We start from the raw sequence: 21641 nt of genomic DNA, 5'->3' as shown, positions 1-21641 counted from the left end.
TTTATGCTGGTGAATCTGTGTGATTACAAACAGAGCGTCACGCTCATTGCAAACAGCGGCGTTCAGTTTCTCGACTTCGGGCTGACGCCGCAGGAATCCGCGCACCATGGTCGTTTCGTGCGTAAAACGGCCAACGGCCCTCTGTTACGTCTGGATTACGATCTGGCAAACGATCGCTATACCCTGCCTGCGCGCCCTGGCTCGCAGCCGGAAGTCGTGAAACCAGAAAGTACGCAAACGCTGCACTACTCCCTGGATGTCCTCGACGGCATCTGGCTGCCGCTGCCGTTCCTGCGTTTTAATCCACCGCGCACCTTTGTTGAAGGACCTGACAACTGGGCGCGCGTTCAGGTGCGAAAACTTGCCGAACCCGACGGCGCGGGTAATACCCATCGCGTTACCCTCGCGCTCGATAGCCAGTTGAGCAAGAATGCGCCCGCCGCCCTTGCCCCCGGCGAAAACGATCTGCTGAACGGCACCCGTTTTGCTCTGGCCTGGCGCGACGATGAGATTGCGGATTTTCTCGATCAGACCTGGATTGACGGCTGGCTGCGCGAAGCGTTTCTCAACCACGTCAACCAACAGGAAAACCGCACTGAACAGGCCATCAGCCAGGCGCTGCGTAACTTTGAGTATCAGGCGCACTGGCTGAACCTGCTGGCGTTATTGGGGGAACAGATCGCCGTACCGGAAGTCAAACTGGTGACCCACACTCTCAGTACCCCGGCGATCCCGGTCGATTTGATTCTGGATGTCGGTAACACGCATACCTGCGGTGTATTGATTGAAGATCATGGCGACGCCAATGACGGGCTGCGTCAAACGGCGGAACTGCAGGTTCGATCGCTGAGCGAACCGCAGTTTCTCAACGATCCGCTGTTCACCAGTCGTCTTGAGTTTTCAGAAGCCCGGTTTGGTAAACAGCATTTCTCCGTCGAAAGCGGTCGCGAAGATGCCTTCATCTGGCCATCGATTGTGCGGGTCGGTGACGAAGCGCGTAAGCTGGCAATGCAGCGGACGGGAACAGACGGGAACAGCGGTATTTCCAGCCCACGCCGCTATCTGTGGGATGAAACGCCGGTGTTGCATGACTGGCGCTTCAGCCAGATGAACAACAAAACGCAGCGCGAACCGCTGGCCACCGCCTTCCCGCTGATGAACCTGATGAACGACGATGGTCAGCCGCTCTACTCGCTGCCGCAGGACGATCGTCTGCCTGTGTTTTCACCTCAGTACAGCCGCAGTACGCTGATGACTCATATGCTGTGCGAGATCCTCGCCCAGGCGCTGGGACAAATTAACAGTGTCGCGACCCGACTGCGTCTGGGTTTCCCGGCGTCCCCACGTCAGTTACGCTCATTGATCCTCACACTCCCTTCGGCGATGCCGAAACAGGAGCGTGAGATCTTCCGTCTGCGCATGTTCGAAGCGATAGCCATTGTCTGGAAAGCGATGGGCTGGCACCCGCAGGACGAGGATTTCAGCACGCGCAAGCAGCAGGAAAAAAGTGAGGTTCCGGTCCCTGAAATTCAGATGGAGTGGGACGAAGCCAGTTGCGGTCAGTTAGTCTGGCTGTACAACGAAGCCATTTCCCACTATGCCGGACGCAGCGAAGCATTCTTCAACGCCCTTGCCCGCCCGGATCGCCTGCCGGAACCCGGCGAGACCAAAGGCCGGGCGCTACGCGTGGCCTCGATCGATATCGGCGGCGGCACCACCGATATGGCGATTGTCCATTACCAACTGGACGATGGCGTCGGCGCCAATGTGAAAATCACGCCGCATCTGCTGTTCCGCGAAGGTTTTAAGGTCGCGGGCGACGACATGCTGCTGGACGTGATCCAGAAATGCATTTTACCGGCCCTGCAAACCCGGCTCCAGCAGGCGGGAGTGACGGATGCCGCCGCCCTGCTCGCCACGCTATTTGGCGATTCCGGACGCATCGATACCCAGGCCGTTTTGCGGCAACAGACGGCGCTTCAGCTCTTTATGCCGCTCGGTCACGCGGTGCTTTCCGCCTGGGAAAAGAGCGACATTAACGATCCGCTGGCCGGACTGCACGCCACCTTTGGCGATCTGCTCAACCATCGTCCGACCCGCAACGTACTCAATTACATTCAGCAGGCGATCGATCACGCGCTGCCGGCGGGTTCGCCGACCTTTGATCTCTTTAGCGTTCCGTTGCAGGTGCAGTTCAGCCAGTTACAGGAGGCGATGCTGGCAGGTCAGTTTACCCTGACCTCCCCGCTGCATGCGGTCTGTGAAGCCATTTCGCATTATTGTTGCGATGTTCTGTTAGTGACCGGCAGACCAACCTGTATCCCGGCGGTTCAGGCGCTAATCCGCCATCTGCAGCCGGTTCCGGTTAACCGCATGGTGTGGATGGACAACTACCGCGTCCATGAGTGGTATCCGTTCAGCCAGCAGGGGCGCATTGGCAATCCAAAATCCACCGCCGCCGTGGGTGCAATGCTGTGCAGCCTGGCGCTGGATCTGCGCCTGCCGCGCTTCAACTTTAAGGCCGCCGATATTGGCGCCTACTCAACCGTACGCTACCTCGGGGTACTCGACAATACGGTGAACACGCTGCGTGAAGAAAACGTCTGGTATCAGGATATTGATCTCGATAAACCCGGCGCGAAACTCGACACCCGCGTGCACTTCCCGCTGCGCGGCAACGTTACCCTCGGTTTCCGGCAACTGGCGAACAGTCGCTGGCCCGCGACGCCATTGTATACGCTGAGCATTAACTCCGCCGATCTGGCGAAGAATATTGCCGGTGATGGCGTATTAAACGTACGCCTGCAACTTCGTGGCGGCAGCAAAGAGAGCGGACCTGAGTCGTTTGTATTGAGCGATGCCTGGCTACAGGACGGCACGCCCGTGGCGGCGAATGCCCTGACCTTAAAATTGAATACCCTGGCCGACCGCCGACACAGCGGCAGCCATTACTGGATTGACAGCGGGAGCGTGTACCTGAAATGAGCAAGATGTTGAATACGGCTCAGGCCGCGATCGCGTGGGTTAACCGTACCCGTCAGCACGCGATGACCCTGGATAATGAAGCGGATGCGCTGCTGGCGCAACTTAATGGCGCAGCCGCCACGGAATCCGCCCTCAATACCGCCCGGAATGAACGCGCCAGTATTGGACTTTACGGTTACGCCCAGGCGGCAAAAGCGCATCTCCTTGCCGCGCTGTGCAGCAGTGGCAACGGTAAGGTCAATGTCATCACCCCGGACCGCAGCTTTGACTATTTCAGCCATCTCAACCCCGGACACGCCCCCACCAACATGGTGCTTCGCTTTACGCGACAGGAAAACCGGCCCGACGACGAGTGGCCGCTGCGCCTGCGACTGGTAACGGAAGCTGAACTGGTGCAGATATTCATCGCCCAGGCCTGTGCCCAGCCAGAGTACCGGCAGGTGGAAAAGGCGATCATCGAATCGCGCATCGAGAAGTGGCAATCGTTGCGTCAGTTGCATCCCGTTCAGGGCGTAACGGCGCAGGAAGTGGCGACTATTGCCCGCTTCTGGCAGTGTTCTATTCCCGCATCACAGCAGCAGATTGATGACGCATTGTGGCACCAGTTTGCCCAGTTGCTGCCGACGGTCGATCTCTCAACCCGCGCCAGCGCCTGGTCGCTGCTGTGGGGCGAACAGCCGGAGCTTACGCAGCAGTGGCTGAAACTGGCACAGGTCCTGCAGCAGACCGGTCACGCCAGCGAAATCGCCGCGCCGCTGAGTCTGCTGGTCGATCAGTTTGGCCTACCCTCCGAAAGCTTTATCACCCAGGAGTTTCTGACCTCGCAGGAGGCGCAAAGCGATGTGGTCGTCCATCCCGTCGTGGATGAGAAATTGCTTAATGCTGTCAGCCTGGCCCAGGCGTCGCTGGCGCTGTTGACACGCGAACTGGTGCTGAGTGTGGAAGATGCCGTCCTGGATAACGTCGATCTGCTGGATATTCCGCTCGCGCCGCTCAGCCACCCGCAGCCACTCTGGCAGGCAAAACTGGGCTGGTTGCTGGAGCATTACCGGCAGCAGCTTCAGCCCGATGTGCTGGTTGTCTGCAACGCCACCGCCACTCGCACGCAAACACCATCAACTGCCAGAACGTTGCTCAACTGGGTTCACGACACGCAGCCGACGCGCGAAACCGCAATGCCTGGCGTGGTGTGGGCCATAACGCCCCAGGATGCGCGTTTTATCACGCAGCAGAATCTGGACGAAGCGGTCCAGCATCTGATGGGAAAACCGGGCCAGCACTGGGGCACCCTACAGGCGCTGGACAAACACAGTCTGCTGCGGTTGATTGAATGGCTGTCGCAAGCCACTTCAGCACCGCAGCGTCAGGCGCGACTGCAGGCGCTAAGCGAGCAGCATCAGCAGCGTGTTCGAGAACTGATGCTGGCGCAACCTGCCGAAGCGCTCAGTGCGGAAGCGGTGGTTCGCCAGTTACAGCAGCAGGCGGCGCATCACGGCGACCTGCTCGATGGTCTGTTACCGGCGGTACAACAGTTTGAAACCCTGCTTCGCGTCCAACAACCGCGCGAAGAGCAGGTCAGCGGTTTGTTCAATGACACAATCGACCTTTTCGCGGATGTCCGTGACGCGCCGCAACAGGCTGAGAACAAAGAGACCGGCTACCAGGCGCACCGTATGTGGCTCAACCATATTCGCCAGTGGAGTCGCGATGACAGTCAGGCGCAACGTTTAGGGTTGACGCCCGCCGCGCTGCGTCAGGTCGTTGATATTCTGGTCATCGCCAGCTACCGCCTGCAACTACCGCAGCAGCTGCAACAGATACTGCAGCGTGAAGAGGTCTGCGGCGCCCAGTTGCACGCCTGTATCGCCAATTTTATAGCCTGGTTGGGCTATGCCGACGTGGCTGAAGCAGATCGCCCCGCCAGTCGGATCGTTAAAGGAACGGCAATTTTCAGCGCGGTCAAGCGTCAGCCAATGACCCGACTAACGCAACTGGAAGCGCAACCGGTGCATGCCGCCAGTCGCTATGTCTATGACTGGCTGGTTGCGCTGTACACGCGGGCAACGGAAAACAAGGAATATCAGCATCCGCAGGATGTGACGCAAGCAGATCGAAAGGCGCTGAGCGCGCTACTGACAACAGCCTGAGGAGCCAGCCGGGAAGGAGACCGGCTGAGTGGGCTCAAAACAGCGAAAACAGCAATGCGACCGGAAAGCTCATTGGCCAGGTGGCCCCGACCAGAAAGGCACTCAGAAAGCGGATGCGTTTTTTATCATGCGAGAGAAACCAGGTGATCAAAAAGGCTATCGCGGCCATCACCGCATAGAACATCAACATTTTTTGGTACAACGACATTTAAGTGCATCCGGCCAGAAGAATAAAACGCGCGCAATATGCTCCATTTTTTGACACACATCAAGTTTTATCATTTTTGGTCGAACATCTTACCGCTTTTTATGACCGCTTACGTTAAGTCCACATTTTGTACTATTGCGGATCGCGAGATGACGAACTATACACAAAGGGGCACTAACACAGGGTGGCAAAAATGAATGTTTCCAGTAGAACCGTGGTGTTGATAAATCTCTTTGCTGCTGTTGGTCTTTTTGCTCTTATCTCATTGAGATTTGGCTGGTTTATCTAAATTTTGAGTGCTTGCGGCGCAGACAGGCAGAGAGGAAAGTTCTCTCTGCCTTCAGCCGACGATCCTCTCACTTCCCCGCGATAGCGTAAATGATCCTTAATGTTTACTCATTCAGGATGACCTCAGAGCGGCACCTTCTCGTTGACCTCAAACTGAAACACATACGGATCGGAAAGCAACGCAAACTGTTCGTCATCGGGATAGGTCACCGCAACGTGATAATCTTCGCCAGCAAAGGCTTTAATCGCCGCCAGAGAGTGCCAGTAGGTGGCGAGGAAGAAGTGCTCCCATTCCCCCTGCCGTTCCCGGCGAACAAATGCCCCCGCATTCCCCTGAATGCTTTGGGAATGCTTAACGCCGGTCAATTCCAGATGTGCTGCAAATCCATCGCCATGCTGCACGGGCACACAGCCATGCCAGGTTCTGACAATCATAGTTACTCCATTTAAATGCATTTTTTATGAATGACCATTCACCATAACATATCTTTTCTCCCTGGACATTGAGAACGAAAAAGCCCCGCACAGTGGCGGGGCTCAGCGGTTGTCACCGGATATGACCAGTCAGTGTTTCACCATGACGTGACGGATCACGGTGTAATCCTCCAGTCCATACAGCGACATGTCTTTACCATAGCCGGACAGTTTCTGCCCGCCGTGCGGCATTTCACTCACCAGCATGAAATGGGTGTTAACCCAGGTACAGCCGTATTGTAGACGTGCGCTGACCCGGTGTGCGCGCCCGACATCACGCGTCCAGACCGACGATGCGAGACCATATTGCGAATCATTGGCCCATTCCAGCACCTGCTCTTCATCCTCGAAGACCGTCACGCTGACCACCGGGCCGAAGACTTCTCGCTGGACGATCGCATCCTCCTGCTTAGCGCCTGCCAGCAGCGTCGGGGCAAAATAATAACCCGGTCCTTCTACTTTGTTTCCACCGGTGACCACGTTGATATGTCCCAGCGCTTTGGCATCTTCAACAGCTTTGGTGACGCGATCCAGATGCGCCAGTGAGCTCAATGGACCCAGTTCGGTCGATTCCTCTTCCGGCGCGCCAGTCTTCAGGCTGGCCACTGCGGCCCCCAGCTTCTCAACCAGCGTGTCGTAAACGCCCTTCTGCGCGTAAATGCGACAGGCGGCGGTACAGTCCTGACCGGCATTGTAGAAACCGAAGGTACGCACGCCTTCCACCACCGCATCCACATCAGCATCGTCAAACACAATCACCGGCGCTTTCCCCCCCAGCTCCATGTGCGTGCGTTTAATCGACGGCGCAGTGTGGCTGATGATGTGCTCCCCGGTGGCAATCGAACCGGTCAAGGAGACCATACGCACTTTTTTGTGCCCGGTCAGCGGATCCCCGACCGTTTTGCCCCTGCCAAACAGCACGTTGAGCACACCTGGCGGGAAGATATCTTTCGCATATTCCGCCAGTTTCAGCGCGGTAAGCGGCGTGATTTCCGACGGTTTGAGCACCACACAGTTACCGGCCGCCAGCGCGGGGGCCAGTTTCCACGCCGCCATCATCAGAGGATAGTTCCACGGTGCGATGGACGCGACAACGCCGACCGGATCGCGACGAATCATCGAGGTATGACCTTCCAGATATTCACCTGCCGCCAGACCGTTCAGGCAACGCGCGGCACCGGCAAAAAAGCGAAACACATCCACAATCGCCGGGATCTCATCATTGAGGGCGCAGTGCAGCGGTTTGCCGCAGTTTCGCGATTCCAGTTCGGCAAAAACCTGCGCATTCTGCTCAATGACGTCTGCCAGCTTCAGCAGCAGTTCACTGCGCGCTTTCGGGGTCGTCTGTCCCCATTCGCTAAACGCACGATCGGCGGCGAGAACGGCCGCATCCACCTGAGCGGGAGACGCTTCTGCAATTTCCAGCAGCACCTCGCCGGTGGCGGGGTTATAGACGGGCTGCTTTTCACCTTCACCATTGACCAGCTCGCCGTTAATCAGTAATTGATGTTGCATAGCATTTTCCCATATCGTTGTTTATTTACCGTTTCCGGCGACGCTGTCGCCTTCACGCGTGAGCCACCAGGCCCCCAGAATCGGAATGGTTGTAACCAGCATGACCAGCAAGGCCACAACGTTCGTCACCGGCACGTCGCGCGGTCGCCCTAACTGATTGAGCAACCACAGCGGCAGCGTCCGTTCGTGACCAGCAGTAAACGTCGTGACGATGATTTCATCGAACGACAGCGCAAACGCCAGCATCCCCCCGGCCAGCAGCGCTGAGCCCAGATTCGGCAGCACGACATAGCGGAAGGTCTGCCAGCCGTTGGCCCCGAGATCCATAGAGGCCTCCACCAGGCTCCATGACGTACGACGAAAACGGGCTATCACGTTGTTGAAGACCACCACCACACAGAACGTCGCGTGCCCAATGACAATGGTGAAAAACCCCGGTTCGAGATTGACCGTCTTAAACGCGGTCAGTAGCGCCAGACCGGTGACGATCCCCGGCAGGGCGATCGGTAACAGCAGCAACAGCGAGATGGCGTTTTTGCCGAAAAAATCACGCCGCCAGAGCGCCGCCGCAGCCAGCGTGCCAAGCACCAACGCAATCGCCGTCGATAACGCCGCGATTTTTAGTGACAACGTCACGGCGTCCAGGATATCACTACGCTGCGCCGCAACGCTGAACCAGCGTAGTGTCAGTCCCTGCGGGGGAAAGCTAAAGGCCGCGTCTTCGGTATTAAACGCATAGGCTGCGATGATCAGAATCGGAAAGTGCAGGAAAACCACCCCGCCCCAGGCCGCCAGTTTGAGGAGAAACGGTGCGCGCTCAGAGTGCATCGAACGCTCCCAGGCGTTTCACAAACGCCAGATAAAGGGCTATCAACATAATCGGCACCAGCGTAAACGCCGCCGCCATCGGCATGTTGCCTATTGCGCCTTGTTGGGAATAGACCATGTTGCCGATGAAATAGCCCGGCGGCCCCACAAGCTGAGGCACGATAAAATCCCCCAGCGTCAGTGAGAAGGTGAAGATCGAACCGGCGGCGATGGCGGGGATCGCCAGCGGCAGAACCACATAGCGGAAGGTCTGGCGCGGTCGAGCGCCCAGGTCAGCGGACGCCTGTAACAGCGAGGGCGGCAACCGCTCCAGCGCGGCCTGCACCGGCAGGATCATAAACGGCAGCCAGATATAGACAAACACCATAAAGCGCCCCAATCCCGACGTTGAGAGCGTGTTCCCCCCTATCGCCGGTAACGTCAGCAGGCTTGTCAACAGCGGTTCTAAGCCGAGATGGACAAGGAACCACTGCGCTACACCATCTTTCGCCAACAGCAACGTCCAGGCATAGGCTTTGACGATATAACTCGCCCACATCGGCAGCATGACCGCAATATAGAAAAACGCTTTCATCTTGCCGGAGGTATAGCGCGCCATGTACCACGCCATCGGAAACGCCAGAATCGCACTGGCAATCGTCACCGCAATTGCCATCGTCAGCGTGCGTAAGATGATGTCGTAATTGGCGGGGTTAAACAGCGCGCGAAGATTGGCAAGCGTGAGATCCGGCGTCACCGACATGGTGAAGTCGTCGAAGGTGTAAAACCCCTGCCACAGCAGCGTCAACAGCGAGCCGAAGTAGACAATGCCAAACCACATCAGCGGACCAAGCAGCAGCAAAAACAGCCCCAGCCCGGGATGACGCCAGAAAAAGCCGGTGAGTCTACTCAGACCGCCGGGGCGTGAAGGCGTAGAGAGCACGTTCATTGCCATTCACCTCTCCTCGACCAGCGGTACCATGACCTCGCGCGGCCATGACGCCATTACCTGCTGACCGGGTGCGAGCGTGGTCACAAACGGTTCTCCCGTCTGATTGGCCTGACTGACCAGCAGCTTTTCGCCGCCAGCAAGCCTGAGCTCGAAGCGGGTGGCTGCGCCCTGATACTGCACGGCCTGAATCACTCCAGGCACCTGGATTTCGCCGGGTACATTGAGTCGGATATGCTCCGGGCGCAGTGAGAAGCTGCCCGTCATCCCGCAGACGTTTGAGGCCATCGTGGGGTCAAAGACGTTTGATGTTCCGACAAAGCCCGCAACAAACGGCGTGCGTGGACGCATGTAAAGCTCGCGTGGCGAGTCAACCTGCTCAATGCGACCGTTGTTAAACACCGCCACACGATCGGACATCGACAGCGCTTCGCCCTGATCGTGCGTCACAAAGATAAACGTGATCCCCAGCGACTGCTGGAGCTTTTTCAGCTCCAGTTGCATCTGCTCGCGAAGTTTCAGATCCAGCGCGCCGAGTGGTTCATCCAGCAACAGCACGCGCGGTTCGTTGACCAACGCCCGGGCAATGGCCACTCGCTGGCGCTGACCGCCGGAAAGCTGTGATGGTTTGCGTTCGAAGGTAAACCCCAGCGCCACCTTTTCCAGCGCCTCGCGGGCCTGGGCCTGACGTTGTTTCTTATCGACGCCTTTGACCATCAGGCCATAGGCGACATTATCGAGAATCGACATGTGCGGAAACAGCGCGTAGTCCTGGAACACGGTATTCACGTCCCGCTCCCAGGGCGGCAAATCGCTGGCTGGCTTGCCAAAGATGGCAATCGACCCGCCGGAAAGCTGTTCAAATCCGGCAATCAGGCGCAGGCAGGTGGTTTTGCCGGAGCCGGAGGGCCCCAGCATGGAGAAAAACTCACCGTCTTTAATCGCAATACTGACGCCATCGACCGCCCGCACGTCACCGTACAGGCGCGAGACGTTGTCAAACTCCACTGCGTACGTCATAAATCACCCCAGTGACGTTACCGACCGCCCATGATGGCGATGTAATCCTGCGTCCAGCGACTGTACGGCACGAATTTACCGCCTTCAGCGACAGGCGTTTTCCAGAAGGCGATTTTGTCAAAATAGCTGTAGCCGTTGGTTTCACAGCCTTTGTCGCCCAGCAGCGTACTGACCTTACAGCCTTCGGTGACGACCGGCAGCGATCCAAACCAGGCCGCCACATCACCCTGTACTTTGGGCGTCAGCGACCAGTTCATCCACTTGTAGGCGCAAACCGGATGTTTCGCTTCGCTGTGCAGCATGGTGGTATCCGCCCAGCCGGTGACGCCCTCTTTCGGGAACACCGTACCAATGTGCTGCCCTTCAGCTTTCAGCGCGTTCGCCTGATACGGCCAGGCGCTGGACGCCACGACGCCCTCATTTTTGAAATCGCTCATTTGTACGGTAGTGTCGTGCCAGTAACGGTGGATCAACGGCTGCTGCGCACGCAGCACTTTCAGCACCGCCTGATACTGCGCTTCGGTAAGTTGATACGGATCCGAGATCCCCAGTTGCGGTTGGGTGGCTTTCACGAACAGCGCCGCATCGGCGATGTAAATCGGTCCGTCATAGGCCTGAACGCGGCCTTTGTTACTTTTTCCGTCCGGAAGGTTTTGTTCGACGAACACCACATTCCAGCTATCCGGCGGCGTCGGGAAAGTTTGGGTGTTGTACATCAGCAGGTTCGGTCCCCACTGATACGGGGTGCCATAGACGTTGCCCGCTACGTTGAACCAGTCGCCTTTCACCACCCGGGGATCGACGGTTTTCCAGTTAGGAATAAGCGCCGTGTTGATTGGCTGCACACGTTTACCCATGATCAGGCGCAGAGAGGCATCGCCAGAGGCCGTCACCAGATCGTAGCCCCCTTTCGCCATCAGGCTGACCATCTCATCTGATGTCGCCGCGGTTTTAACGTTAACGGTACAGCCGGTCTCTTTTTCGAATTGCGTCACCCAGTCGTATTGTTTATCGGTCTGACCGCGTTCGATATAACCCGGCCAGGCAATAATATCCAGGCGGCCTTCGGCCTGGCCTAAAGAGGTGGGTGGTTCGGCGGCGTGCGCGGTCATCAGCGTCATACTGAGCGCGCACAGGCTGCTGCGGGCAAATGTCTTGCTCATAAGATCTTACTCCTGTCGCAAAATATTGAGCGGCAGCCTTGCCGTAAATATATGTCCTTTCCTAAAAATAGTCGGCGCGCCGTCAGCGCACCTCCCGGCACGAGGAAATTTAATCAGGTTGTGACATGACGCGCATTACGCCCTGGTTTTCACCATTACGCGGCTATCTTCTGGAGTATAGACAAGGGGTTAGCTGACGAGGAGAAAAAACAAAAGCTATTGATATTTCCTATGATGCTCTGCGAAAAATAAAGTCGTACCGGTTCTGATGATATTTTATAAATAAGAACGCGCCATTCTTTTATATTGAATGGCGCGTTTGTTCTATTTCATTTGAGCGCGAATAAGTTGTCCCAGTTGTTTTACCGCCGCTTCTTCACGCTCTCCCCAATTCCATGCGGTATTGAAGCGGAAAAAGCGTTTCCAGGTATCCGAGGTCGAGAACATTTTCCCCGGCGCGATGCTAATGTGGTGGGCCAGCGCCTGTGTGGTCAGCTCACCCGCGTCCAGTGATTCCGGTAGTTCAAGCCAGAGAAAATAGCCGCTGTTGTTATGATGTATTTTCACTTCGGCCGGGAGATGTCGCAGCAGCGTTTGCCAGGCCTGCTGTTTGCGTTCCGCCAGTTGGCGGCGCAGGCGGCGCAGATGGGCGTCATACCGGCGCGTAGAGAGATAATCGACCAGTGCCAGTTGCATCGGCGAACTGGTGGAGAGCGTGCTCATCAGTTGTAATCGCTGGATCTGCCGGGCATGAGTGCCTGCGGCTACCCAACCGATGCGAAAACCCGGCACCAGACATTTTGAGAATGACGAGCAGTGCAGCACCTTGTCGCCCCGATCCCACGCTTTGGCTGGCAGCGGTTTCTCCCGACCAAAGTAGAGTTCGCTGTAGACGTCATCTTCAATCAACATCACATTATGGCGATCGAGTATCTCAACCAGCCGCGCCTTTTTCTCCGGGCTGAGGGTAACACCAAGCGGGTTCTGACTGTTGGTCATGAGCCAGCAGGCTTTGACCGGATACTCCTGCAACGCCTGCTCAAGCGCCGCGAGGTCGATCCCCTCCTTCACGTCAGTGGCAACCGACAGCGCTTTCAGCCGCAGCCGCTCCAGCGCCTGTAACGCGCCATAGAAACAGGGATTTTCAACAATCACCCAGTCGCCCGGTTCAGTCACCGCCTGCAGGCTAAGATTGAGCGCCTCCAGCGCACCGGCGGTTATGACTATCTCATCGGGCGAAATCGTCATACCCTGTAGGGCGTAACGACGGGCGATGGCGTGGCGCAGCTCCGCGTTGCCCGGCGGCAGGTTTTCAATCACACTCATCGCCGTGGCGGTTCTGCTCACCTGCGCCAGAGAGCGGTTCAGTTGCTGTAGAGGGAATAAACGCGGATCGGGAAATGCAGAGGCAAACGGCATCACCGACACATCCCGACTGGCCTGTAACATCTCAAATATATAGGTGTTAATATCCACCGCTTCGTCGCACATCACCTGAACCGGCTGCACTGCGGGTTGGCTCACCGGGCGTGGCGCGACATAGTAACCCGACTGGGGGCGCGCAATAATTCGCCCCTGACTTTCCAGCAGCTGATAGGCATGGCCAACGGTCATAAAACTCATCCCGCTGCTGACCACCTGTTCACGCAGGGACGGCAGGCGGTCTCCCGGTTGCCAGACGCCAGAGGCGATCTGCTCGCAGAGTTGTTCAGCCAGACGCTGGTATTTTTTCATCGTGATTATCTCGTGGGTCAGTGGCAGATGACCCACGCAGTGTATATCAGCGAATAAAATACTCAACATCCTAAGAACTGTTATGGTTTACGACAACGTAAGCGACAGTTCTTTGCCGAGCGCGCGCGCCGCCGTCTGCACAGCATCAATTTTTGTCGCATGCCGCAAGTCGAACAGACGGGTAATTTCCTGTTTCGGTCTGCCTATGCGTTTCGCTAACTCCTGCTGGCTGATTTTTGATGCCAGGAATGCGTTGAGTAAAAGAACTTTTGACGCAACGCTGAGCGGGATCTCAACAAAATCATCGCCCTCCTTCACCGGCGTAGGTAACGGGACGGACTGGTTATCTTCGAAATAGAATTCAAAGGCGGTGATCAACGCTTCCAGTGCGGTATCAATGGCTTGCTGGCGGGTCTCCCCCTGGGTGAGCGCTTCCGGAATATCCGGAAACGAAACCACATAGCCACCTTCTGGCGCAGGAACGAGATGAACGGGATAGCGCATAATTTCAAACTCTCTCATCTGAACAACCTCATATCAGTGATGATGGAGACAGACCCAATTGCTTTAAAATCGCTTTACGCAAGGCCTCTTTGATCTCATCACCTGGATGTCTGGGCATGACGCTGCGTTTTCCGCGATATCTGAGCTTCAAATGGTGCGATCCATTCGTTACCCCGACACCCTGAGATTCCAGCCAGCGTCTGAATTCGCTCTGCTTCACTGCGCCTCCCTGTTCCCTATTCTATACACAAAGTAAACATTTATGCTTACTTTTCTCGCCTGACATAAGAAAAATACAGAAAAATGCTCGTCGTGTAGAGTTGCTCGTAGCAATTCAGGAAGGCGGCTTCCAGAATTTATATCAACAGACGCAATTTGTAACATTCACGCAACTGTTATGGTTTTAAAAGCCCTTACTGTTTCTGATACTGAAATCATCAAAGACTTAAAATTGCGCTGAATCAATTTTTAGTGCGGAGCTCTGCATGTTCGGTCTTGATGCATTTCATCTGGCAAGGATCCAGTTCGCCTTCACGGTTTCCTTCCATATAATTTTTCCGGCGATCACTATTGGCCTTGCCAGCTACCTTGCGGTGCTGGAAGGGCTTTGGCTGAAAAGCAAAAATCCTGTCTGGCGATCGCTCTACCAGTTCTGGTCGAAAATTTTCGCCGTTAACTTTGGTATGGGTGTGGTGTCCGGTCTGGTGATGGCCTACCAGTTTGGCACCAACTGGAGCGGTTTTTCCGAGTTCGCAGGCAGTATCACCGGGCCATTGCTGACCTATGAGGTGCTCACGGCGTTCTTCCTTGAGGCCGGATTCCTCGGCGTGATGCTGTTTGGCTGGAACAAGGTTGGCCCGGGATTACACTTTTTCTCCACCTGCATGGTGGCGCTGGGCACGATTATTTCCACCTTCTGGATCCTGGCCTCCAACAGTTGGATGCAAACGCCGCAGGGCTATGAGATCGTCAACGGTCAGGTCGTGCCGGTAGACTGGTTTGCCGTTATTTTCAACCCGTCATTTCCCTATCGCTTGCTGCACATGTCGGTGGCGGCGTTTCTCAGCAGCGCATTATTCGTCGGGGCTTCAGCGGCCTGGCATTTGCTGCGCGGTAACCATTCACCCGCCATTCGCGCAATGTTTTCGATGGCACTGTGGATGACGCTGATTGTCGCGCCGCTGCAGGCGTTGATTGGTGACATGCACGGTCTGAATACCCTCAAGCATCAGCCCGCGAAAATCGCCGCCATTGAAGGCCATTGGGAAAATCCGCCGGGAGAACCGACTCCGCTGTTGCTGTTCGGCTGGCCGGACATGGAACAGGAGCGCACCCGCTATGGGCTGGCGATCCCGGCGCTGGGTAGCCTGATCCTGACGCACAGCCTGGATAAACAGGTCCCGGCGTTAAAAGAGTTTGCGAAGGAAGATCGCCCCAACGCCACGATGGTCTTCTGGTCGTTTCGCATCATGGCGGGGCTGGGGATGTTGATGATCCTGCTCGGCGTTTGCGCCCTGTGGCTACGCTATCGACAGCGTCTCTATACTTCGCGCCCGTTCCTGCGTTTTGCCTTATGGATGGGCCCCTCGGGGTTGATCGCCATTCTGGCGGGTTGGGTCACTACGGAAGTCGGTCGCCAGCCGTGGGTGGTTTACGGACTACAACGCACGGCGGATGCGGTCTCCGCACATGGCGACCTGCACATGAGCCTTTCTCTACTGGCGTTTTTTATCGTCTACAGCTCAGTCTTTGGCGTGGGTTACAGCTACATGATCCGTCTCATCCGCAAAGGGCCGCAGGAGACGATTGCTCCGACGCCGCCCACCGGCACACCAGCCCGGCCGCTGTCTGCTGCCGTCCTCGACTCTCAACGTGAGGCACACCGCTAATGGGTATTGATTTATCGGTAATCTGGTTCGTCATCATCGTCTTCGCCACGCTGATGTACATCGTGATGGATGGGTTCGATTTGGGTATTGGCATTTTGTTTCCCGCCATCCGCGATGCTGACGATCGTGACGTGATGGTTAACAGCGTCGCTCCGATCTGGGACGGCAATGAAACCTGGCTGGTTCTCGGCGGTGCCGGGCTGTTTGGCGCGTTTCCGCTGGCCTATGCGGTGATCATTGACGCGCTCACGATCCCACTGACGCTGATGCTCATTGGACTGATTTTTCGCGGCGTCGCCTTTGAATTTCGCTTCAAAGCTACGCCCGCCCATCGGCCGTTCTGGGATAAAGCCTTTCTCTGCGGTTCGATTCTGGCGACATTCACCCAGGGCGTGGTGGTGGGTGCGGTGATTAACGGTTTTACCGTCACCGGTCGGCGTTTTAGCGGCGGCCCGTTTGACTGGTTCACCCCTTTCACCCTTTTCTGCGGCGTTGGGCTGGTGGTCGCTTATGCGCTGCTGGGGGCGACCTGGCTGGTGATGAAAAGTGAGGATCCGTTGCAGGATAAGATGCGTACCGTAGCGAAAAAGCTATTGCTGGCGATGCTGGTGGTGATCGCGCTCATCAGCCTGTGGACGCCGCTGGCACACCCGGCGATAGCTGAACGTTGGTTTACGCTGCCGAATCTGTGGTTCCTGTTGCCGGTTCCGCTGCTGGTTGCGATGATTGGCTTCTGGCTATGGCGAGCGCTTGGCCAGCAAAACAGCCATACGCTGCCTTTCGTATTGACGCTCGGGCTGATTTTCCTCGGTTTCAGCGGGTTGGGGATCAGTATCTGGCCGCATATCATTCCGCCTTCCATTACGATCTGGCAGGCTGCTGCGCCCGCCCAGAGTCAGGGATTCATGCTGGTCGGCGCGTTACTGATCATCCCCATTATCCTGGTTTACACCTTCTGGAGTTACTACGTGTTCCGCGGAAAAGTTCAACATGGCGAGGGGTATCACTGATGCAACAATCTGTCTGGAAACGCCTGATGTGGCTGGTGATTTTGTGGGGCGGCAGCGTGCTGGCACTGGCTGCCGTGGGAATGTTCTTTCGCCTGATCATGACGGCGGCGGGCTTTAAATCGCATTAAGCGGGGGGCCGGATGACGCTGCGTTTATCCGGCACCACCGTTAACCTTTGCGCTTCGGCAGCGTTTTCATCAGTTCTTCCGGGCTGACGGAAGCCACTACGCTGCCGGGTAGCGGCATCTTCAGAATGTGATTTTTGATTTTACCGATCACATGCATTTCGCACGGGCGACAGTCAAATTTCAGCGTTAACACCTCATCGCCATTCACCAGTTGCATCGGCGTCGCCTTCCAGCTTTTGATATTGCCTTTCGCCTGCTTTGGACACAGATTAAAAGCAAAGCGCAGGCAGTGCTTAGTGATCATGACCGGCACTTCGCCCTTTTCTTCATGTGCTTCATACGCCGCATCAATCAACTGCACGCCATAGCGATGGTAAAATTTCCGCGCCTTATGGTTGTAGACATTGGCCAGAAAACTCAGATGCGTTTGCGGGTAAACCGGCGCAGGTTCAGACACGGGTTTGCGAACGCCGCGTTGATAGCTCGCCAGGCGCGCGGCATCCAGCATCTCCACCGCTTCCCGGCGAAATGCATTAAGCAGACTGTTCGGAACAAACAGCGCCCCCGGCAGGCGCACCGCGATATCGCGGGCGTAATAGAGCGTCTGTCCCAGTTTCGCCAGTCCGTCCTTCAGACCACTCAGCGCTTTTTCAGCGTTGTTGGCCTCATCAAACTGTCCGTCCAGCGTATGGGTGATACTGACGCCCTCTTCGCTGGTCAGCGTCAGGATCAGCTGTTCCTGCCAGCCGCCCAGTTCAATATCCACTGCCACCCGACGCTCGCTTGAGGTTTTGGTTAACGCCTGCTGCCAGTTATGATCAAGATTGCGATTGAGTGGATGAGGCGGACGCAGTTTATGCAGCTCGGCAGGCATCTCATTCGGCCAGACGCGGTAGCGATGATCTCCGGTTTTTTCGACGGTATTGGCGCGGAAACCGACAACATCACGTTTGATCAGGACGTTAAGACCATCACCGTTTGCCAGCGGTTCGCTGACTTCCACATCGAGATGATCTTTCGCCACTTTCAGCACGTCACCGACCGGCAGGCCGATAAACTTCGGTGAATCAAAGGCGCCAATATCCCCTTTACGCGCATTCACAAAATAGTCAGTGCTACCGCGATGGAATGTTTTATCCGTTGACGGCGTGAAGAAATGTTCCGTGCGCCCGGCGGAAGCGCGCGCCAGATCGCCCCGCGCCTCAATAATGGCATCCAGCATCTGGCGATAGTGCGCGGTGATGTTCTTCACGTAGCCCATGTCTTTATAACGCCCTTCAATCTTGAAGGAGCGCACGCCAGCGTCGATCAGCGCGCCCAGGTTGGCGGTTTGATCGTTATCTTTCATCGACAGCAGGTGTTTTTCATACGACACCACCCGCCCTCGATCGTCTTTCAGCGTGTACGGCAAACGACACGCCTGCGAGCAGTCGCCACGGTTGGCGCTGCGCCCCGTTTGCGCATGCGAGATATAGCACTGTCCCGAATACGCCACACACAGCGCCCCGTGGACGAAAAATTCGATGGTGGCATCGGTCGCCTGATGGATGGCCTGAATCTGTTCAAGACTCAGTTCGCGCGCCAGCACGATCTGCGAGAACCCCACGTCAGAGAGGAATTTGGCCTTCTCCACGCTGCGAATATCGCACTGGGTGCTGGCATGCAATTCGATGGGCGGAATGTCGAGTTCCAGAATGCCCATATCCTGCACAATCAGCGCGTCAACGCCGGTCTGGTAGAGATCGGTAATGAGCCGCTGCGCAGGCTCCAGTTCATCGTCGTGAAGAATCGTATTCAGCGTGACAAAGATTTTCGCGCCATAACGATGGGCGAACGGCACCAGTTCGGCGATATCTCTCAGGCTATTGCTGGCGTTATGACGCGCCCCAAAGCCTGGACCGCCGATATAGACGGCGTCTGCACCATGTAAAATGGCTTCGCGGGCGATGGCGGTATCACGTGCCGGGCTTAACAATTCAAGGCGATGTGGGGACTGGCGCATGGCGTTGTTTTATCCAGTAGCAGCAAAATGGCGGCTATTGTAGTCAGAAGCGCCGCGTTGCGAAATAGTTTTCCCGCTTAACTGCGTGGGTAATGGATAAGCGAATGAAAGTGCACGGTCTGTTCGCTGCTGTTGCGATAGGCATGGGCGTTGTCACCGGCAAAACGAATCCCTTCTCCGGCCCTGATGACGCGCCATTGCTGGTCAATACACATCTCCAGCTCGCCTGCAATCACGACCACATGTTCGATCACGCCAGCTTCATGCGGTGTGGATTCACTGAGCGCACCGGGTGCCAGCAGAATCGAAAAGTGGTCGAAGCACAGCACCGGATCCCACGGGAACAACGGCGTCACGACCATCGCCTGCTCTTGCGGATCAAACGTCGGCAGCGGCTCAGATTCCGGTGGTGAAATAAAGGTGGAGAACGGGACGTTCAGCCCGGTGGCAATCTTCCATAACGTCGCCACCGTGGGACTGGATTCGTTGCGCTCAATTTGTCCGAGCATCGCTTTTGAAACACCGGTCGCTTCAGCCAGCCGCGATAAACTCCACTCACGCTGTCTGCGTAATGTTTTTAAGGTGCTCGCCAGATAGTGCGTCAGGTTGTCCATGAATATCCTCCCAAAATGCCAGCTTACCACTTGTACGTTATAACGCCCAGATGTTAGATTAAACGACCGTTATAACGCACGAGAGGCGCGTATGCGTTCATTCTCCATACCATTACCCACACTGCTTTCTGGATTTGTCGCCGTACTGGTAGGCTATGCCAGTTCTGCGGCCATCATCTGGCAGGCCGCGGTGGCGGCGGGCGCCAGCACGACGCAAATTGCCGGCTGGATGACCGCCCTGGGCATCGCGATGGGTGTCAGTACGCTGCTCTTAACGCTCTGGTATCGCGCCCCCGTACTGACGGCGTGGTCAACGCCCGGCGCGGCGCTGCTGGTAACCGGACTCCAGGGACTGACGCTGCCAGAAGCGATTGGCGTGTTTATCATCGCTAACGCGTTAATCGTATTGTGTGGTGTCACGGGATTATTCGCCCGCCTGATGCAGGTGATCCCCCACTCGCTGGCGGCGGCCATGCTGGCCGGGATTTTGCTCCGTTTTGGCCTGGAGGCATTTGCCCGTCTCGGTGACCACTTTCTGCTTTGTGGCGGCATGCTGCTGGCGTGGTTGATTCTGAAAAGGACTGCGCCGCGCTACGCGGTGATTGCGGCCCTGATCGTCGGCGCAATCATTGCGCTACTCGAAGGTGACATTGTCACCTCTTCGCTAGCAATGGCCCCGGTGTTACCCACCTTTATTGCCCCTCAGTTTTCGCTGGCCCACAGTCTGGGCATTGCCGTGCCGCTTTTTCTGGTGACGATGGCGTCGCAGAATGCACCCGGTGTGGCGACCATGAAGGCCGCAGGATACGATGTCCCCGTTTCGCCATTGATCGTGGTCACTGGATTACTGGCGCTGCTGTTTTCCCCTTTCGGCGTCTATTCCATCTGTATTGCCGCGATCACGGCGGCGATTTGTCAGAGTCCGGATGCCCATCCGGATGCCGCTAAACGCTGGCTAGCCGCCGCTGCCGCCGGGATATTCTATCTGTTAGCCGGCGTTTTCGGCAGTTCGATCACCGGTATGATGGCGGCCCTGCCGACGAGCGGTATTCAGATGCTGGCGGGACTGGCGCTGCTGAGTACGATTTCGGGCAGTTTATATCAGGCGCTGAATCATGAGAACGAGCGTGATGCCGCCGTGGTGACGTTTCTGGTCACCGCCAGCGGACTGACGCTGTGGGGAGTGGGTTCGGCCTTCTGGGGGCTGATCGCAGGCGGGATCTGCTACACCGTCTTAAGATTAACCCGAGGTGCGTAACTGCGTCGGTGTCTTACCTGTCACCTGCTTAAAGCGATTGCTGAAGTGGCTCGGCGAGCTGAATCCGCAGGCCAACGCAATCTCCGTCAACGGGCGCTGTGAATGACAGACCAGTTGCTTTGCCACCGCCATCCGGCGCTGCATCACATACTGATGCGGTGCCATTTTCATTGACTGGCGGAACATTCTGGCGAAATGAAATTCACTCAGGGCGGCTTCATGCGCCAGATCGGCTAGCGTCAACGGTTCCGCGAGGTGGGCGTCAATATAGGCCAGCACATTGCGCAGCGTCACCGGCGCAAGTCCGCCCGTTACCGTCGGCAATCGCCACTGCACATTGCTGTAGTGCTGAATAATATGGGTCATCAGGAGTGACGACGCGGCGCTGAGCGTCAGGTGATTCGCGGGTTGATGCCAGTCGTTGCCCAACAAAAACTGGCGGTAGACCGCCGTAATACCCGGATCGTTACCAAACGTCCGTTCATCCAGCGTGAAGCGGTAAGGGCTTTTATCCCAGACCTTTTCCCCCACTTCACGCAGATGTGCGTCGGTACAGTAGAGATGCACAAACGAGAGGTCGTCACGGATATCCCAGGTAGATTCACTCTCTTTTGGCAACAGGCAAAACCGGTCCGGTCCGCCGCCATTTTTCCAGCCAGTGGCTGTTTTCTGATAACTTTCGTAGCCGTCCGCCACATACAGACTGAGCGTGTGATGATCGCAATACTGCGTGATGGTATCGCGTTTATTCGACCATGCCGCCAGCTGGACGCCCGAGCGCAACTCAACCGACTCCTGTAACACGGCATTGTGCTGACTTAATTTTTCAAAGGCATCGTAAGACCGGGTCATACCACCACATAAACGCTGTTATTCAGGCGTTCAGTCTATCGCAGGTCACTGCAGTTACCACCCGCCCGACAGAAAAAAGCGCAAGATTTTGCAA

The 21641-nt window shown here is 56.6% G+C and carries 20 protein-coding genes; 7 read left to right on the top strand and 13 right to left on the bottom strand.

All coding sequences use genetic code 11. From position 1 onward, the window contains the following. Positions 1–3: 3 nt before the first annotated feature. On the top strand, positions 4–2985 hold the full coding sequence (locus tag I6L53_RS10715; protein WP_042318952.1) for a virulence factor SrfB: 2982 nt from the start codon (positions 4–6) through the stop codon (positions 2983–2985). After that, positions 2982–5132, top strand: a complete 2151-nt coding sequence (locus I6L53_RS10710; RefSeq protein ID WP_042318950.1) for a virulence factor SrfC family protein — start codon at positions 2982–2984, stop codon at positions 5130–5132. The genes I6L53_RS10715 and I6L53_RS10710 overlap by 4 nt, the downstream gene beginning before the upstream one ends. A gap of 34 nt (positions 5133–5166) precedes the next feature. On the opposite strand, the gene ortT is transcribed toward I6L53_RS10710, so the two are convergent. After that, the gene (ortT, locus tag I6L53_RS10705) at positions 5167–5340 is read right to left on the bottom strand and encodes an orphan toxin OrtT (RefSeq protein ID WP_042318948.1); all 174 of its coding nucleotides are present in this window, start codon (positions 5338–5340) and stop codon (positions 5167–5169) included. Positions 5341–5533: 193 nt separating this feature from the next. Here ortT and yncL point away from each other — a divergent pair, with 193 nt between their 5' ends. Further along, entirely contained in the window at positions 5534–5629 is a 96-nt protein-coding gene (yncL, locus tag I6L53_RS10700; protein ID WP_071820580.1) for a stress response membrane protein YncL, read from the top strand. 122 nt (positions 5630–5751) lie between these two features. Here yncL and I6L53_RS10695 read toward each other — a convergent pair whose 3' ends face one another. From I6L53_RS10695 to I6L53_RS10655, 9 genes are all read right to left on the bottom strand, one after another. Further along, positions 5752–6063, bottom strand: a complete 312-nt coding sequence (locus I6L53_RS10695; protein WP_042318946.1) for a hypothetical protein — start codon at positions 6061–6063, stop codon at positions 5752–5754. A gap of 129 nt (positions 6064–6192) precedes the next feature. Next, entirely contained in the window at positions 6193–7617 is a 1425-nt protein-coding gene (gene patD, locus I6L53_RS10690) for an aminobutyraldehyde dehydrogenase (protein WP_042318945.1), read from the bottom strand. A gap of 21 nt (positions 7618–7638) precedes the next feature. After that, a complete protein-coding gene (locus I6L53_RS10685) occupies positions 7639–8445 on the bottom strand; it encodes an ABC transporter permease (RefSeq protein WP_042318944.1) in 807 nt (268 codons plus the stop codon). Next, entirely contained in the window at positions 8435–9379 is a 945-nt protein-coding gene (locus I6L53_RS10680; RefSeq protein WP_042318943.1) for an ABC transporter permease, read from the bottom strand. Before I6L53_RS10680 ends, I6L53_RS10685 begins: the two co-directional genes overlap by 11 nt. Beyond that, positions 9380–10393 (bottom strand): ABC transporter ATP-binding protein, encoded by a 1014-nt coding sequence (locus I6L53_RS10675; protein ID WP_042318942.1) that lies wholly within the window; start codon positions 10391–10393, stop codon positions 9380–9382. Between the two features lie 17 nt (positions 10394–10410). After that, entirely contained in the window at positions 10411–11556 is a 1146-nt protein-coding gene (gene ydcS, locus I6L53_RS10670; protein ID WP_042318941.1) for a putative ABC transporter substrate-binding protein YdcS, read from the bottom strand. A gap of 324 nt (positions 11557–11880) precedes the next feature. Beyond that, complete coding sequence (locus I6L53_RS10665) at positions 11881–13290, bottom strand: aminotransferase-like domain-containing protein (protein WP_042318940.1); 1410 nt, start codon at positions 13288–13290, stop codon at positions 11881–11883. A gap of 87 nt (positions 13291–13377) precedes the next feature. Next, a complete protein-coding gene (locus tag I6L53_RS10660) occupies positions 13378–13794 on the bottom strand; it encodes a type II toxin-antitoxin system HicB family antitoxin (RefSeq protein ID WP_125368572.1) in 417 nt (138 codons plus the stop codon). 28 nt (positions 13795–13822) lie between these two features. Next, positions 13823–14014, bottom strand: coding sequence for a type II toxin-antitoxin system HicA family toxin (locus I6L53_RS10655; protein ID WP_072015688.1), 192 nt, complete (start codon positions 14012–14014; stop codon positions 13823–13825). 265 nt (positions 14015–14279) lie between these two features. Here I6L53_RS10655 and I6L53_RS10650 point away from each other — a divergent pair, with 265 nt between their 5' ends. Genes I6L53_RS10650 through I6L53_RS10640 form a run of 3 tightly spaced genes read left to right on the top strand, consistent with a single transcriptional unit; the run spans position 14280 to position 16821 of the window. Continuing rightward, positions 14280–15683, top strand: a complete 1404-nt coding sequence (locus I6L53_RS10650) for a cytochrome ubiquinol oxidase subunit I (RefSeq protein WP_042318938.1) — start codon at positions 14280–14282, stop codon at positions 15681–15683. Next, entirely contained in the window at positions 15683–16693 is a 1011-nt protein-coding gene (gene cydB, locus I6L53_RS10645) for a cytochrome d ubiquinol oxidase subunit II (RefSeq protein ID WP_042318937.1), read from the top strand. Before I6L53_RS10650 ends, cydB begins: the two co-directional genes overlap by 1 nt. Then, positions 16693–16821 (top strand): DUF2474 domain-containing protein, encoded by a 129-nt coding sequence (locus I6L53_RS10640; RefSeq protein WP_071887674.1) that lies wholly within the window; start codon positions 16693–16695, stop codon positions 16819–16821. Before cydB ends, I6L53_RS10640 begins: the two co-directional genes overlap by 1 nt. 40 nt (positions 16822–16861) lie before the next feature. On the opposite strand, the gene I6L53_RS10635 is transcribed toward I6L53_RS10640, so the two are convergent. Together I6L53_RS10635 and I6L53_RS10630 are read right to left on the bottom strand one after the other, a co-directional pair. After that, positions 16862–18823 carry a peptidase U32 family protein gene (locus tag I6L53_RS10635; protein ID WP_042318936.1) on the bottom strand — a complete coding sequence of 654 codons (1962 nt, stop codon included), beginning with the start codon at positions 18821–18823 and terminating at the stop codon, positions 16862–16864. A 77-nt stretch (positions 18824–18900) separates the two neighbouring features. Further along, entirely contained in the window at positions 18901–19437 is a 537-nt protein-coding gene (locus I6L53_RS10630) for a helix-turn-helix domain-containing protein (protein WP_042318935.1), read from the bottom strand. A gap of 91 nt (positions 19438–19528) precedes the next feature. Between I6L53_RS10630 and I6L53_RS10625 the strand changes: the two genes are divergently transcribed. Further along, entirely contained in the window at positions 19529–20695 is a 1167-nt protein-coding gene (locus tag I6L53_RS10625; protein WP_042318934.1) for a benzoate/H(+) symporter BenE family transporter, read from the top strand. Here the strand turns inward: I6L53_RS10625 and I6L53_RS10620 are convergent. Then, positions 20678–21547 (bottom strand): helix-turn-helix domain-containing protein, encoded by an 870-nt coding sequence (locus I6L53_RS10620; RefSeq protein ID WP_042318933.1) that lies wholly within the window; start codon positions 21545–21547, stop codon positions 20678–20680. The two genes, I6L53_RS10625 and I6L53_RS10620, sit on opposite strands and share 18 nt — an antisense overlap. Positions 21548–21641: the final 94 nt, after the last annotated feature.

Origin of the sequence: Citrobacter farmeri (assembly GCF_019048065.1) — a bacterium.
GTDB lineage: Bacteria > Pseudomonadota > Gammaproteobacteria > Enterobacterales > Enterobacteriaceae > Citrobacter_A > Citrobacter_A farmeri.
This window is presented reverse-complemented; position numbering and strand designations above follow the sequence as displayed.

Coding starts and splice junctions, on each gene's coding strand:
- I6L53_RS10715 (WP_042318952.1), top strand. CDS start 4: ATGCTGGTGAATCTGTGTGATTACAAACAGAGCGTCACGCTCATTGCA.
- I6L53_RS10710 (WP_042318950.1), top strand. CDS start 2,982: ATGAGCAAGATGTTGAATACGGCTCAGGCCGCGATCGCGTGGGTTAAC.
- ortT (WP_042318948.1), bottom strand. CDS start 5,340: ATGTCGTTGTACCAAAAAATGTTGATGTTCTATGCGGTGATGGCCGCG.
- yncL (WP_071820580.1), top strand. CDS start 5,534: ATGAATGTTTCCAGTAGAACCGTGGTGTTGATAAATCTCTTTGCTGCT.
- I6L53_RS10695 (WP_042318946.1), bottom strand. CDS start 6,063: ATGATTGTCAGAACCTGGCATGGCTGTGTGCCCGTGCAGCATGGCGAT.
- patD (WP_042318945.1), bottom strand. CDS start 7,617: ATGCAACATCAATTACTGATTAACGGCGAGCTGGTCAATGGTGAAGGT.
- I6L53_RS10685 (WP_042318944.1), bottom strand. CDS start 8,445: ATGCACTCTGAGCGCGCACCGTTTCTCCTCAAACTGGCGGCCTGGGGC.
- I6L53_RS10680 (WP_042318943.1), bottom strand. CDS start 9,379: ATGGCAATGAACGTGCTCTCTACGCCTTCACGCCCCGGCGGTCTGAGT.
- I6L53_RS10675 (WP_042318942.1), bottom strand. CDS start 10,393: ATGACGTACGCAGTGGAGTTTGACAACGTCTCGCGCCTGTACGGTGAC.
- ydcS (WP_042318941.1), bottom strand. CDS start 11,556: ATGAGCAAGACATTTGCCCGCAGCAGCCTGTGCGCGCTCAGTATGACG.
- I6L53_RS10665 (WP_042318940.1), bottom strand. CDS start 13,290: ATGAAAAAATACCAGCGTCTGGCTGAACAACTCTGCGAGCAGATCGCC.
- I6L53_RS10660 (WP_125368572.1), bottom strand. CDS start 13,794: ATGCGCTATCCCGTTCATCTCGTTCCTGCGCCAGAAGGTGGCTATGTG.
- I6L53_RS10650 (WP_042318938.1), top strand. CDS start 14,280: ATGTTCGGTCTTGATGCATTTCATCTGGCAAGGATCCAGTTCGCCTTC.
- cydB (WP_042318937.1), top strand. CDS start 15,683: ATGGGTATTGATTTATCGGTAATCTGGTTCGTCATCATCGTCTTCGCC.
- I6L53_RS10640 (WP_071887674.1), top strand. CDS start 16,693: ATGCAACAATCTGTCTGGAAACGCCTGATGTGGCTGGTGATTTTGTGG.
- I6L53_RS10635 (WP_042318936.1), bottom strand. CDS start 18,823: ATGCGCCAGTCCCCACATCGCCTTGAATTGTTAAGCCCGGCACGTGAT.
- I6L53_RS10630 (WP_042318935.1), bottom strand. CDS start 19,437: ATGGACAACCTGACGCACTATCTGGCGAGCACCTTAAAAACATTACGC.
- I6L53_RS10625 (WP_042318934.1), top strand. CDS start 19,529: ATGCGTTCATTCTCCATACCATTACCCACACTGCTTTCTGGATTTGTC.
- I6L53_RS10620 (WP_042318933.1), bottom strand. CDS start 21,547: ATGACCCGGTCTTACGATGCCTTTGAAAAATTAAGTCAGCACAATGCC.